The 14,498-nt window shown below is 59.5% G+C and carries 7 protein-coding genes; 2 read left to right on the top strand and 5 right to left on the bottom strand.

Annotation, left to right across the window (positions count from 1 at the left end; translation table 11 throughout):
- Nucleotides 1-19 precede the first annotated feature (19 nt).
- Together BGE01nite_RS03285 and BGE01nite_RS03280 are read right to left on the bottom strand one after the other, a co-directional pair.
- Nucleotides 20-3,094 carry a tetratricopeptide repeat protein gene (locus BGE01nite_RS03285; RefSeq protein WP_146848837.1) on the bottom strand — a complete coding sequence of 1,025 codons (3,075 nt, stop codon included), beginning with the start codon at nt 3,092-3,094 and terminating at the stop codon, nt 20-22.
- A 72-nt stretch (nt 3,095-3,166) separates the two neighbouring features.
- Nucleotides 3,167-3,988: a dienelactone hydrolase family protein gene (locus BGE01nite_RS03280; protein ID WP_146848836.1), complete on the bottom strand. Its 822-nt coding sequence runs from the start codon at nt 3,986-3,988 to the stop codon at nt 3,167-3,169.
- Nucleotides 3,989-4,049: 61 nt separating this feature from the next.
- Between BGE01nite_RS03280 and BGE01nite_RS03275 the strand changes: the two genes are divergently transcribed.
- On the top strand, nt 4,050-5,474 hold the full coding sequence (locus tag BGE01nite_RS03275) for a DUF1501 domain-containing protein (RefSeq protein ID WP_146848835.1): 1,425 nt from the start codon (nt 4,050-4,052) through the stop codon (nt 5,472-5,474).
- Nucleotides 5,475-5,597: 123 nt separating this feature from the next.
- Here the strand turns inward: BGE01nite_RS03275 and BGE01nite_RS03270 are convergent, their stop codons facing one another.
- Nucleotides 5,598-5,900 carry a hypothetical protein gene (locus tag BGE01nite_RS03270; protein WP_146848834.1) on the bottom strand — a complete coding sequence of 101 codons (303 nt, stop codon included), beginning with the start codon at nt 5,898-5,900 and terminating at the stop codon, nt 5,598-5,600.
- A gap of 250 nt (nt 5,901-6,150) precedes the next feature.
- Between BGE01nite_RS03270 and BGE01nite_RS03265 the strand changes: the two genes are divergently transcribed.
- Complete coding sequence (locus BGE01nite_RS03265) at nt 6,151-6,594, top strand: hypothetical protein (RefSeq protein ID WP_146848833.1); 444 nt, start codon at nt 6,151-6,153, stop codon at nt 6,592-6,594.
- 108 nt (nt 6,595-6,702) lie between these two features.
- Here the strand turns inward: BGE01nite_RS03265 and BGE01nite_RS03260 are convergent, their stop codons facing one another.
- Both BGE01nite_RS03260 and BGE01nite_RS03255 read right to left on the bottom strand, forming a co-directional pair.
- Nucleotides 6,703-7,197 carry a type III secretion system chaperone gene (locus BGE01nite_RS03260; protein ID WP_146848832.1) on the bottom strand — a complete coding sequence of 165 codons (495 nt, stop codon included), beginning with the start codon at nt 7,195-7,197 and terminating at the stop codon, nt 6,703-6,705.
- A 96-nt stretch (nt 7,198-7,293) separates the two neighbouring features.
- Nucleotides 7,294-14,382: a protein kinase domain-containing protein gene (locus BGE01nite_RS03255; protein WP_146848831.1), complete on the bottom strand. Its 7,089-nt coding sequence runs from the start codon at nt 14,380-14,382 to the stop codon at nt 7,294-7,296.
- Between the last annotated feature and the right edge of the window lie 116 nt (nt 14,383-14,498).

Here is a 14,498-nt window from a genome sequence, read left to right as displayed (position 1 = left end):
AGCCTCCACGCCAGACGCCCTAGCGCCGATTGAGGGTCTCCAGGAGATTGGTGAGGCTGTTCAAGGCCGGATGGCGTGCGATGTGCTCACGCACTTCATATCGACGGGCAAAGAAGGTCTGGTAGTTCCAGGCATTCCAGGTGCCGTCCGTCTTCTTGCGTTCGATGGCGGCCTTGGAGGCTTCTAGAGCGAGGAGAGGTCCGGTTTCCATGGGCGGCAGGTTCTTCTCAGCGGTCAGCAAGGCGGCCCACAGGGCGCGTAGGTTCCTCGTGTTGTCAAAGCCTGCGCCGGAGTGCTTGCTGGCGGGATCCAGGCGGAAGATCTCCAAGATGGCATGCTCGCTCTCCTGGCTGGACATCTGGGTGGTGCTGGCGAGATTGGCAAGATTCTTCCAGGCATTCAAGTAGTCGGGGTCGATCTTCACGGCCTGGCGGTAAGCATCCGCCGCCTCGGCATCACGGCCCTGGGCCTCGCGCAGATAGCCTAACAAGTAATGCACCTGAGCTTTGGCGCCGGGCTGGCTGGCGAGCGAGGTGAAGACACGGTCCGCCACATTCTGCGCGCGCTTTCCAGAAAACGCGCCCTCGCAGCCGAAGCAGTGGCTCTCCACGCGGCCAAAGCTGTCCGGCATGAGCTCAAAGGCGCGGAGATAGTGCTTCTCCGCCTTTTCAAACTGGCCGAGCTCGCTGTAGCGCAGCGCCAGCCGGGACTGGATGCAGTAAGCGTCCGCGAAGTCGAGCAGCGAGGCCTCATAGCGTGTCACCGCCTCGGAAAGCAGCCCGGCGTTCCACCAGTCGTCCGCCGTCTCGGACTTGCGGATGGCACTCACGGCGCCACGCATGATCTTGGCGGTGTCCTGATCCCCTTTCTTCTCCAGGACTTCTGCAAGGATGGCATAGGCGCGCATGCGGTCGCCTTTGCCCTGCTCACCATCACTCGGGTCGATGGCGATGGCAGCGCGGATGGCTTTCTCAGCCTCATCGACCTTGCCTGCATCCAGCAAGGCGCGGCTCTTCCAGATGAGCGGGCGCTCCTCAAAGCGGTCACGAGCAGCAAGCTGGTCCAGCAGTGCCAGCAGAGCGTCTCCTTTCTCAAGTTCGAGCAACAGCGCATACACCGCGTCCTTTGAGGGATAGTCCTGGGCGGCACGGCGGATGATGGGGAGCGCCTCGGCGCCTCGGCCGGTTTCTTTCAGAGCCCGCGCCGCCATGAGGACCAGCGGAGTGCTTTCGGCCACGGATGTCTCCAAGGCGGTGAGGTCAGGTGCGTTCCAGTCCGGGGACTTTTCAAAAAGGGCCATGACATCCGCATGACGGCCTGCCTCATGATAGACCAGCGCCAGCATGCTGAGGGCCGAGGCTGTGTCCTGGACCCTGCCACGGCGCTCCGGTGACGGGTCGGGAGTGACCATGCGCTCGAGCTGGCTGGTCATGATCTCCTCGGCCTTCACGCCGCGCCCCTGCTTCAACAGCAGGCCCACGACCTCATTCACCACCATGCTGCCCAAGGCATTGTCTGCCGGCATTTTTTCGAGCGTGGCCAGCGCTGCCGTGATGCCTTCCTCCACGAGCTCAGGTTTCTCCAGCAGCCTGCCCAGTTCGGCGAGCTTTGCCGCAAGGTTCACGTGATCGCTTTCACCGCCGTCTTGCCGGCCCCCCGACTGCTGAGCCAGCTTCTTCAGCATCTCCTCAGAGACGTTCATGCCCACCTGCTGCCAGCGGCGTTTGACCTCCTCGGCGGCGGCGCTGCCATCACTGATGCCGCTGCGGGGTCCGGCTTTCACGAGTTCACGCAGCGTCTTGATGCCCTCGTCACGCTCATCCGCGGCCAGCAGAGCCTCATAGTAATGGGACTGGGTCTCCGCCCTCGCCTTCCCCGGCAGACCGGGCTTGGCCATGGTGGCGCGCAGGAGTTCCAGGGCTTCCTTGGAGGTGTTTGCCCTCGCGGAGAGCTCGATGAACGATTTCCAGAAAGGCAGGGTGGGGTCTTTCGACAGCACCTGCTTCAGGAATGCATGCACCTGGGTGCCGAGGCCCTGACGTCCCAGCTCATCGAGGCTCGCGAGATGCAGGTCGATCTTCTCACCGCCGTTCCTCTTCGTCTCCTCCTCGACAATTTTGACCGCATCGTTGGTTCGGCCGTCCGCGACCAGGGCGATCAGATACCACTCGATGGCGGCCTGGCGCTCATAGCCCTGGCTGTCCGGGAATTTCTTCGCCAGAGCCTCGTACAAGGGCAGATCCTCAAGGCTGTGGATGAGCGACCAAAGAGGCTTTTGGAGTTCGGAGACATTTTTCAAGGCCAGCTTCGCGGCCAAAGCCTGGGTGGCCTTGCCTTTCACGGAGATGCTCTCCCAGTCGAGCTTGAGCGTACGCTCGAGAAGGGCAGTGGCCCGCGCCTCATCCGCGAAGCGCACGAGATCCGGGACTTCAATGGACGTGCCTTCGGACTGAAAGTGCTTCATGGGGTCCTTCTCCACCTTGGCCAGGATCTTTTCATAAGCGCTGACCTGGTCGGCATCGCTTCCTGTCAGACGCTCCAGCATGACCGAGACATTGTTGATCATGCGCTCATAATTCTCGCGCTCATAGGCCTCCAGATTGTTCATCGCCGCCACTGAGGCGCTCATGGCATCGACGGCTTTCTGACGAGCAGCAGCATCTCCCGTCAGCACCGCCGCCAGGAGACGGAGCCCGGCGTCATTGAGAGGCTTGTCAGACTTGTGCGCGAAGAGCTGCGCAGCCAGAGCATCCCATGCCGGGGCAGGTGGCAAGGCGGTGATGAGAGTCGCGAAGGTCAGCCTGTCCTGATAGTTGCGGCTCGAGTACAGCAGATCATTCGGAATCGTTTGATAGGCATCCAGAAGGGATATCCAACGCTTCGCCGCCTCGTCAGGGGAGAGGTCCGCAGACTCCTTCTGCATGGCTTTGATCTTCAGACGAAGCTCCTCGACCGGATCCGCCTTCTTGATCTCCACTGGCTTGGTCTCGGCCTTGGCGGCCAGCTTTTGCAGAACCGTCGAGGCCCCCTGATAATCCTGGGCCTGGGCCATGACACCCACCCAAACACCTGCGAGAAGAAGATGATGCTTCATGCATAAATTCCAGCGGATGCAGTGCCTCCTGACAAGCACGAAGAAGCTGACGGCGACATGATTCGCTCAAGATCAGAATCCAACGGCCGTGACTGCCGCTAACCCGGCGTCCTGGGCAGCGCTTTGCAGCACAGCCTTGGCTTCCGCATCGCCTTGAAGGGTCGCTTTCAGAAAAGCCAGCGCATAGCGGCGGAAAGCTGACTGATATTGCGGTGTCACAAAACCACAGGCGATCTGGCCGATGAAGTCGGGAGGCCATTCAGCATCGAGATGAGTGGAGCCAGTGACCTTCATCGTGAACTTCGGGCCCGGCAGAGCCGCGATGAGTCCGGCGGCATTGCCTCTCATATTCCACATCTCAGGTTCGGCGCACAGGATGGCGCTGGGAATCTTGATCTTGGCAGCCACGTCTTTGGCAGTGCCGTCCATGTCCACCGGATCGAGTCCGAGCCAGGCATCCACCGGTGTCTTTGTGGCGGCGAGCAGGGTGGTATGGCCACCCATGGAGAAGCCGACGAGAGCCACTCTCCGCTTTTCCCGATACTTCTCCACCAGCGCCGCGAGCACACTGCTGTTGACCTCGTGATTGACCAGCGAGGGCTGGGTGGGCACCACGGCAAGGAAGCCCTGCCCCGCCAGCTCGGCGCCCCAGCCGGACATGTAGCGCTTGGCCCGCGAAAAGCCGTGCGCCACGACGACCAGCGGCGCGTTGTCGTCCTTCGCCGGACGGTAAAGGGTCACGGAGACGGTTTGGCCAGCGAGGGTGAGGCGGAGGTGCTCCTTCGTCACGCCGGGAGCCAGCACAGGCGCAGGCGTGCTGCGACCGAAAGCGTAAAGGACCGCCAGCAGTAGCAGGAGCGCGAGGATGATGCGGACGATTTTTCGGCGAAACATGCGGTGGCGGTCATTTTGATGGCACTGCCGGCGTTTGGAAGGGGAATAGTAGGTGATCACGATGAGTTCCTCCTTCTTCCCCTGTGCCGGAGCGCGGGCGCTGCATGCGCCCACGCGGCGTGAGTTTGTGTACGGGCTCGGGACGTCACTCGGCAGCGTGGCGCTGACCTCCCTGATTGCCGCAGAGGCGAAAGGGCCGCTGGCCCCGAAAACACAGCAGGTGCCGGCCAAGGCGAAGAACTGCATCTTCCTCATGATGGAAGGCGGCCCGAGCCACATCGACTGCTTTGATCCAAAGCCGGCGCTGGAGAAGCTGCACCTGCAGGAGTTCACGCGGGAAGGAAAACAGAAGTCGGCGATGGAAAGCGGCAAGCGCTACTATGTGAGGTCGCCCTTCAAGTTCGCGCAGCATGGTCAGAGCGGCGCGTGGATGAGCGAGCCGTGGCAGCATCTCAGCAAGGTGGCGGACGACCTGTGTTTTTATCGCGGATGCCAGGTGGACTCGGTGAATCATCCGACGGCCATGTATCAGATGAACTGCGGGAATCGCTTCGGCGGTGATCCCGCCATCGGCGCATGGGTCACGTATGGTCTCGGCTCCGTGAACCAGGACCTGCCGGGGTTTGTCGTGCTGCCGGAGATCAGCTATCCGCAGGGTGGCAGCGCGAACTGGGGTAATGGTTATCTACCCGCGCATTTCCAAGGCACAGCATTGCGCGCAAAAGGATCACCCATCCTCGATCTGCAACCACCCAAGGGCATCTCCCAAGAGCATCAACGCGCCAACCTGGACCTCCTGGCGAAGCTGAACCAAAAGCATGTCAACGACCATCCCTGGCATGACGAGCTGAAGGCGCGCATGAACAACTACGAGCTGGCCTTCCGCATGCAGATGCAGGTGCCGGAGACGATCAACATCGAGCAGGAAGATGCGAAGACGAAGGAGATGTACGGCATCGGCCAGGACGCGACGGATGCCTTTGGCCGGAAGTGCCTGCTAGCCCGCAAGCTAGTGGAGAAAGGCGTACGCTTTGTGCAGCTCTACGCCGGCACCTGGGACAGCCACGACTACATCGAACGCGCGCATGGAAACCTCATCAAGCAGGTGGACCAGCCCATCGCGGCCCTCATCAAAGACCTGAAGCAGCGCGGCCTGCTGGAAGACACCCTCATCGTGTGGTGCGGCGAGTTTGGCCGCACCCCGGACAACGGCGTGCGCGGCGGCACCGCCTATGGCCGCGACCACAATCCGAAAGCCATGACCGTCTGGATGGCCGGCGGCGGTTGCAAAGCCGGTCACACCATCGGCACCACCGATGACCGCGGCATGGAAGCCATCGAAGAAGTGCACCACGTCCGCGACCTGCACGTCACCCTGCTTCGTTTGTTAGGCCTGGACGATAACAAGTTAACCTTCTACCACGCCGGCCGCTTCAAGCAGCTCTCCCAGATCGGCGGCCAGGTGATTGAGAAGCTGATCGGGTGAGAGCGCTTGGAGCAAACGCTGGCCAAGCACCCTGCGCATTCTCAATGGCTCTTGTGCGATCCTGTCACACCACTGGCCGCATCAACTGAAGCCAGTGGTGCTGTGAGTTCGCCGGGAAAGCGTTTACTTCTTCTCCGCGTCGATCTTGGCCTTGGCAGCTTCAGCGTCCGCCTCGGCCTTTTTCTTTTCCGCATCAATCTGGGCCTGCACGGCCTCCTTGTTGGCTTCGATGTTGGCCTTGGCGACTTTGGCGTCGACGTCAGCCTGTTCCTTGGCACGTTTGGCGGCGTCTTCAACGCTGTCCTTCTGGCGCTCCAGCTCTTCCTTGGCGGCATCGGCACGTGCATCGACGGCCTGCTTTTGCTTGTTGCAGCTGACCATGGTGAATGCGGTGGCGGCAAGGATAACGAACAATGTGTGTTTCATGGCGGTGGTTAGGTTGTCTAACCTTAATCGCTGCTGGCCACGCCCACGGATGGGCGGATTTTCTCCGCACTTCTCTGCCGGGCCACTTTCAAACAGCTTTCGCAGATCGGCGGGCAGGTGATTGAGAAGTTGATTGGGTGAAACTGTTCACGTCTACTTGCGGGCCTGTTTGAGACGTGTCAGCTTGATCATCCAGTTCGATACACGTTGTCTGCTTTTAAACTGACCCAGTCATTCCCTATCCACCCGAATGAAAACTTATGTCAGAAAATCGCTGATCTTGGTCCTTCATTTTGCCCTTCTAGCACATACCGAGGTTCACAGTGGGGAGAAGCGAGAAATCGTTTTCACTGACGTGCTTGATGCTCCCAAAATTGTTGGCATCGAACTGCCTGCACGTCCCTTCGTTGAGTCGGCATTTGCCATTCGCGAGATAGTGTCGGCTCATCTGGCACATGTCGAGAGACCGGGAGGACTGACGATAGCAAAAAATTTACGTGTTGTCCTGGCAACACTGCGGGAAGGAGAACAATCGGTCGCTAAAAGCCCCATGTCTATTCGTGGCTACCTTCAGGAGTTCGCGGATAAGTGGAATGTTGTGATATTGATCCATGATGATACCATCATGGTGGTTGAGCCTTACGATAGAGATCGGTTTCAACACCAGGTCGTGGTTCTTCCGCAAAAAAAGTGATGACCTGCAGGTGCTCTAGCTTCGTTGTTAGGCCTGGACGATAACAATATGAGCTTTTGTCATGCCCTGCGGGCAGGTGATTGAGGCGCTGAGTGGGTGAGCTTTCCCTCAAACCCGAAGCATCGGTCCACCCATCCACGTCTCTGGCATGGGCTCTTCATTGGACTCGCTGCGCTGCTCGAAGTTGCTGAGGTAGTCCATCCAGGCTTCGGCGGTGTCGACGAAGTCAGACAGGCGGTTCTGAAAGGTTCCGTAGTCCAGGCTCTGGATCGGCGTCTGATACAGGAGCGTGGCAGTGCGCGGCAGGCTGGAATCGACCTCCGGAGCAAGGGCCAGGGTGCCCAGGCCGCCGGTGTGGCGCCAGAAGTGATTTCCCTCCAGCATCTTCCGGCAGAAGTCCAGCTCCTGGTCCGCGGGAATGGAGCCCAGCTCGGCGAAGATGACGAGCGAGCCGGTCTCCTCATGACACTCCATGGTCACGCTGAATTTGTCATCAAACAGCAGGCTGCAGCGGCCGGCCCCATCGAGAGACAGCGGACTCATGCCGACGTATCCGGCGTACTCGTTGACGAGGGCGTGAAGCAATTTGGTGTCAGGGTTCATTCGAGATCGGGAGTCGAAGGTGGGGAGTTCGCACAAGAGTGATGGAGTGTTGCAGTATCTGCATCCAGTACTTCATCACTCCATCCGCTGAGCTGCTCACCGCGCGACCAGCTTGGCCAGCTGGGTGGAGACTTTGTTCATGCTGTCAAAAGTAGGCGCGGAGTCTTGCACCGTCTTCAGCAGCAAATCGTTGATCAAATAGGAGCGCACGGTCTCGTCCGTCAGTTTGCCGCCGGAGAGCTGAAGGATGGTGTCCAGCCTCTTGGTGGGATCCGCCAGATCCAGCCGCTGTTGTTTCAATAGAACGAGGCCAGGATCTCGAGCGTTGAGTGTTTCCAGGTCACTGATCTGCTTCGATAGAGCGAGGTCCATCTCCAGGATCTTCGTTTCGAAGCTCGCTCGGATGTCCTTTTGCTGATTCTCAATGGCCTCAGGCAGTTTGTCAGTCGCGATCCGCTGTCCGCTGCGGAGATTGAAGGCCATGGTGGCAAAGTTCTGCAGATCATCTTTCAGTTTGTTGCCTCGGGTGGTGTCACTATCCACGTAGCACTCGCCGAAATCTCCGACACGGACGTTACCGTCGGAGCCCACCATGAAGTTGTCCGGCTTCACATCACCATGGACTTGTCCGGTGGCATGGATGTCCCGTAGAGCCTGGGACATCTCCAGGAGCTGCTTGTCCACACTGGAGGGCACGAGTGAGCTGGTGGTGCGGGCTTCCACCCGTGTGTCCAGAACCACGGACATGTCTTGCTGCGCTTTTTCCATCCCGCAGATCAGAGTGCCGTCAGACGTGGAGTAGGCGCCGTGAAACTGCAGCGCATGCTCGTTTCCAGACATGTGCTCCAGCACCTGCACCTCCCGGAGGTCTTTCTGGGTGGCCAGCGCGGCGAATTCCACGGAAGAATCACTCGCGAGTTTCTTGGGATTGGTTTTGATCACGAACTCGGTCGGGGCAGAGCTGCCGCCGGTTTGGGAGAGGCTCACCGTCCAGATGACGGCGCCGCTGCCCTTGGCCTTCTTGGCGGTGGCGGTGAAGTCATGTTCCTTGCCCTCAATGGTCACCTTCCCGGTGAAGCGGTCACCGGTCTTCACAGTACTGGGGCTTGGGAACGCGATGCCCTTGTCAGCGATGGCCTTGAAAGCCTTCGTGTGAAACTCATGAATCCCCGTTTGCGGACGGGTCGGAGAGGAGAGGACGTTTGGCGTAACCAAATCTTTGGTTTGAAGCCCGAGATCCTTGGACGCGACCCACGGGGTCACCGTCCATGGTGTCACCGTGCTGGGTGTCACGGTCTGTGGTCCGGACTGCACCTGTGTGACCGAGCCCGTGATGGGTGTGGTGATACCCGTGCTCACCGATGAAACGGGCACCAATGGCACCGGTAGCGGGATGGCCTCCATATCAACGGGGATCGTTGGCGGAGTGAACGGCACGCCGACCTTGGCCATGCCGACGACATAGGAGTCACGCTCGATCCTGTCTTTGTGCGGCGGGGTATTGAGATCCACCCGGACGCCGACCTCGCTGTTGTCATTGAACAGCAGCCAGTTCGCGCCTTCCTTCCGATACGTGACGTAGTGGCCGGATTCCACGCCAGTGCCGATGTGGCAGATGATGGAGTTGGCCTGGTACTGGACGTTGCGGTTTTGGTCGTCGGTGAGGGTGATGGGGTTGGTCAGCCCGGTGATGACATCCCGTCGTTTGGCGGCGCCATCGAGCGGGGTGTAGGTGAACCGTGAGAGGGAGATGACGGTGGAGTCTGGCGCCGGGCCTTTGAGGGTGAGAGTCTGGGTGGCTTGTTTGTTGCGCACTTCGTTAGGCCAGCCGCCGACTTCGACCTGGGAGGTGAGGTTGGAGGTGAAGACCTGTGAAAGAGTGCGCTGCCCGGGATCTCTGGGGAGCTGCAGGGTGAGGATGTGGGTGGGCGGGCTGAAGCCGTTGCGCGTGTCTCCGTTGTCGTTGCGGGTGAATGTCTTGGTGAACTCGATCTTGGGGGCTTTGATCTTGTCAAGCAGCATGCTGACCGCGGAGGCGGCATCCTGCTGGGAGACGGCGGTGCCATCCACGATGGCGTCACGAATGTCGCGGTCACCAGTGAAGGCTTTGGTGCGAAGTTCGGCACGCAGGCCGCGGCAGTCGCCGCCGTTTTGGATGTTGCCGGTGAGGAAGTTTCCAAGGCGGGGCATGTCCTTGGGCACGGTCAGCCCGCCGATGCCTGCCACGAGCTGGAGGGAGCTGTTGATGAAGCAGTCCGCGCCGCCATTGGTCAGGCCCACTTTGGTGCCGCCGGCCTTGGTGATGGCGTCCACATCGGAAATGGTGGAGACGAAGTCGAGTTTGAGGATTTCCTGGATGGCTTTGGGGCGGTCTGTCTTCCAGGTGGACTCGATCCTGGAGAGATCAGACTCGGGGATCAAATGGGTGGAGCTGGCCAGGACGCCCATGGCCATGGAGTAGTTGTCAATGGCACTCTTGTCCGTGAGGGAGCTGGTGGCGTCGAGGATGCTTTGGTTCAGGGTGCTGATCCTTTCTCCGACCTTGCCGCGGTCTTCCTGCGGGCGGTCGAGCTTGGCGCGCTCTTGAATGGTTTTTGAGACGGGCTTGCCCTCGTTGCGCACGTTCGGATTGAGGTCAAAGAAGGGCAGCCGCGCTCTTTCCTTGAGGGTGAGGAGCACGGGTTTGAGGTTTTGACCTGCGAGTTCGGAGGCGATCACCCCCAGCTCGGCTTTGCTGGAGATGACGAGCTCCATGACGAGCGCTTTGTTCTCCTTGGTCTTGCAGTAGGAGAAGCCTTCGGCGACGACGAAGGTCTTTTGCAGCCCGGTGTGGTACTCTTGGAGGAGCCTGTGGTAGTCTTGCTTGGTTGTGAGCGAGGGGGGGCTGCCTTCTTGCAGGAACTTTTCCCGGGCCTGATCGAGCTTGAGCTTGGTTTGGAGGGTGGCAGCGAGGGTGTTGTCAACGACCTGGATCTCCTCGGTCCGGGGTTCGCCTTGTACTTCGGTGACGGCCTTCCACAGGAGCAGTCCCGGAGGGCTGCTGTTGGTGGTGTAGGCGGTGGATCTGCCGAACACCTGGGTGCGCCAGGTGGACTTGAGGCTGGTCTCGGAATCCCGGTCGACGTCTGATCTGGCCACATTCAAGGTTTTCCGCAGGTCCGCCCCCAAGGCGGCGAGATGCTGCTTGTTGAGGCCCAATTTAGCGATGGCAGTGCCGGTGAGGCCGAGATCACTCTTGGTTAGGTCGATGGGGTAGGTTTTGCCGTTGCGTTTGAAGCTGAACTTGGTGGGCCCGTCGAGGATGGCCTGGTTGGCCTGTTTCAGCACGTCTTGAGGGATCTTGTCGAAGACGGCTTTCTTGAGGCCGAAGTCGGGTTGGGAGAGGTCCAGTGTGTGGGTGGTCCGGCCATCCACGAAGCTGAACGTTTTTGGATAACCAAATTTGATGTCGAATTTGGTGGTGTTGACGAAGGGGGCATCCGTGCCGCTTTTGACTTTGACTTTGGGAGGTGCGCCGAAGACCACATTGAGGAAGTCGTTGAGCACATGACGGCGGCGGGTGTCGAGATCACCGCTGCTGGGCGCGAGCTCGTTGTGGTGCACGGTGCGGCCCAGGGGCCCGGCATTCATGGACACGGAGAGATCAATGATCTTCTGGAGGTGGCCTGAGAAGGTCTGAAGGTCCGGCATGGTGCCGAGATCAAACTTGGCTTTGAACTGCTGGGCGCCCCAGACGGCCTCGACGCCCGGGCTGATCTGCCTGGCCAGTTTGGCGAGGTTTTGCAGCCGGCCTCCAGTGTTGTCGGCATAGAAGTCGACCTCGAGTGTGGTGCGCCCTTTGGGATGCTCTGGCGTGGGTTTTTCGTACTGCGTGCGGATTTTGACACCGTGATCGTTGACGATCAGGTTATGCGTGTAGCTGACGCCGGTGGAGGTGATTTCCCGGCCCACCCAATGGGGCGGGGTTCCCATCGGGGTCACCCGTGCCAGGTCGGGGATGATGGAGAGGACGTCGACCATCTCCTGGGGGAGATCGATATCGCGAACGGAGCCGCCGGAGGCCATGAGGCCACCGCGAATGTCCTCCAGGCTTTGGTGGAGAGTGGTGAACATCTCTTCCACGTTGCCAGGCATGATCTTGGCCCGGTTGTTGTAGAGGCTGTTGGTGACGTTGAAGGTGGGGCCGCAGCGGGACTGTGCCTTGAGGTTTTCCGTCTCCTTCTTGGTGGTCTGGTCGCTGACCTGGCTCTTGATCCCCTTGTAAGCTTGATCCAGCTTGCCGACATACGTAGACTTTGGCATGGGGCTGCCGGAAGGCAGGTCCGCCTTGATGAACACACTCTCGAACATCGCCTTGAACGTATCCAGCATTTCGAGTTCTTTTTGCAACAGCTCGGCCGTGTCGAAATCGCTGTTCTTGAGTGCCTTGATGCTGCTGTCGTAGACTTCGATCATGCGACCGAGGGACTCGATCTGGGCGGCTTTCTTCAGCGGATTCTTGTCCAGGTCGTCCGGCCAGGGCTCTTTGATAAAGGTCTCGGCAAGGCCCTTCAGATTGGCGAATGCCTTCTCATACTTTGACTTCGATGAGAAGTCCGCCACGCCGCGTTCTGCGTCCTCGAGCTTCTTCTGGAAGGCCTGCTGGGTACGCAGGAACGGCGCTGTGGTTTCGTAGTCTTTGACCAGTGCCTGGAGCAGGGTTTTGGCATGGGGCAGGGCCGACTCACCTTTGAGGCTTTCCTTGCTGGGAAGGAGCCTGTCATACATCTTGTCGAAGACGGTGGACATCCAGATGGCGGTGACGCCCATCTTGTCCATATCCTCCACCATCTTCTTGAAGTCGGTGATCTCCTTCTGGCTGAGTCCCGACTGTTCCGCGAGTGTCAGGAAGCGTTTCCAACGCATCATCATCGGGCTGGTGAGCCCGTCCTTCACGGCGCCGACCTGGTCCCCAAACGTCGGATTTTCGAGCTTCGAGCCTTTCATCGCCTCCAGGTATTTGGAGGCGGATTTCTCAGCTTCGATCAGCTGCGGGAAGCTTTCGATATCGTGCAGGCTGGACTCGAGAAACTTGACCAGAAGCAGCCGCCCGTGTGATCCCGGCTCAAAGGTGTACTGGTCTTTCCCTGCAAGCACCTTGGCAAAGGCTCCTCTGACCGCCTCAAAGTTGTCCTTCATGGTCTGGAGCTGGCACAGCAGACCTTCGGAATTGTGGATCGTGTCCTCGTTATCGTTCAGTTGAGCCTCCAGGTCATGGATCTGGGTCTCGTACTGCTTGAGAACAGTCGCCATCTCCTCCTTGAGCGTCCCCATCTGGTCGCTCGGAGTCGTTTTGAGTTTCCCGACGAGCGCCTCCACACCTTCACCCGTGGTGCCGGTCTCAAGACCGATGTGGTGGGAGATTCGGCCTTGGGAAATGGCGGTGCCGGACACGAAGGAACCGTCTGTCCAGACGAAGGCTTTCTGGGTTTGCCCGTCGATCACCAGAGGCCTGGTGGAAGACAGGGCCTCATTCTTCATGGCCAGCATTTCTGCGTAATTGCCAACAACCAGGCAGGGAATCGGGCTCGCTACTTTGTCTTTGCCCGTGCCCGTCTTGAAGCTGCCGAAGTTCACCGCAGGATGGCTGTTGGAGCAGTCAGGCTGGCGGACGATGACGATCTTGTGCTTCTGACCTGTCCAGTCAAAGAGCCCCTCGGCCTCCTTCATTGTTTCGGCAAAACAGACCTGGCTCCAGTCATCAATCACGAGGGCATCGCCAGACTTCGGCACCACGGTGGTGAAATTGAAGGCCTTGGAGTGATCCTTCGCCTGTCCCACATTGACATAGGTGGGGGCTACCTTGGAGCGTGAATCGGGAATCTGCCGTTGCTGGACGAAGTTGATCTGCTTGTCACTGCCCACCACACCCTCCACTTCCGTGGTAGCCCCGCCGTTCAGTCTTTTGATCTTGTTGGTGGACGTCACCAGCGAGCGAGCCTCCTCCCGGGAGAGGCTGGGGCTGTAAGCCTGCTCTTTGGAGTTCTTCACCAGTTGATGGGTGATCTTGCCACCTTCCTCCTTCATCGCGCGGATGCGCTCCTGCTTCACTGAAGGCTTCTGGTAGATGAGCAACGGCGTGCCGTCCTTGCCCTGCATCACGAATGTCTCATCGATCTCGATGCGACCGCTGCCTTCATTGACACCCGGGCCGATGGCCGAGCTGATGGAGACGAATTGGAAATCTTCGCCACCGGTGAATTCCACTTTGTTTGTGGACATGGCAATCCCGACGGGCGGCCGTGTGCCCGGATCCTTTTTGCTGGGGTCGATGATCGGCTCGGCCACCATCTCCATCAGCAGCACCGGCATCTTCGGCAGGCTGGTGAGGACCTTGTCCAAGCCATCTCCCACAATGCGGTTGCGCAGCGAGTCCGCGCCGAAATAGGAGAGCACCACCTCCTTCATTGCCTTGCTGACGGAAGCCGTGTTCGGTTCCACAAACAGGACCGACTCGTTGCCGCCGGCGTTCGGTGTGTCGGCACTGTCTTCATCACCCGTGCTTCGCGCAATGATGACCTTGCCCGCCATGGTCTCCTCGATCCACTTCCGCTGCTCCGTGGTGAAAGGATACCCTTTATCAAAGATCTTGCCGATCGAGTCAGTGATGGCCTTCAGGTTGACGTCATCCACCTTGCCATTCCTTTTCATGGCCTCCCAGCTCTTCATGATGACACCTTCCGTGTCCATTTTCATCAGGTGGTCGAAGACCTCCTTGGATGACACCGGCGCCAGTTCGGGAACCTTCACCCCTAGATCTGCAATCCGGTAGAGGTTGGCCGTCTTGCTGCCGAACTTCTCCACTCGCTGCTCAAAGGTGGGCTTCGGCGGGCTCACTTCCGGTGTCGTCGTCGGTCCGTTCTGGGGTCCGGTCTTCGGCCCCTTGGAGATGCTCACGCTCCCCTGCAGGCCCTCGGGAGGCGTCGCGTGTCGCACGCTCCGGTCTCGGGTGACAACCTCCGGCGGCTTGCCGGTCGGAGGCCCCTTGCTCTTCGGAGTCTTGGTCGTCTCTCCTTCAAATTGCTGGATGAGCTTGGAGACACTCCGGCCTCCATCCTTTCCCTGGACATTCTGCGTTTGCGGGGTGGGCTCATGTCCGCCGAGGATAGGTGTCTTGACCAGTTGGGTTGAGATGGGAAGGCTCATAGTTTGCTCCTTGGCGTGCGACAGATATGTTCGTTTGAAACTCTCTCATGACCTCCGCGGCGCCGGCACAGGGAAGTCTGAAAGACGAATGCTCCTGCATTAAATAGTAAGCTCCG

Source organism: Prosthecobacter gellanilyticus (genome assembly GCF_007992435.1).
Classification (GTDB): Bacteria; Verrucomicrobiota; Verrucomicrobiia; order Verrucomicrobiales; family Verrucomicrobiaceae; genus Prosthecobacter; species Prosthecobacter gellanilyticus.
This window is presented reverse-complemented; position numbering and strand designations above follow the sequence as displayed.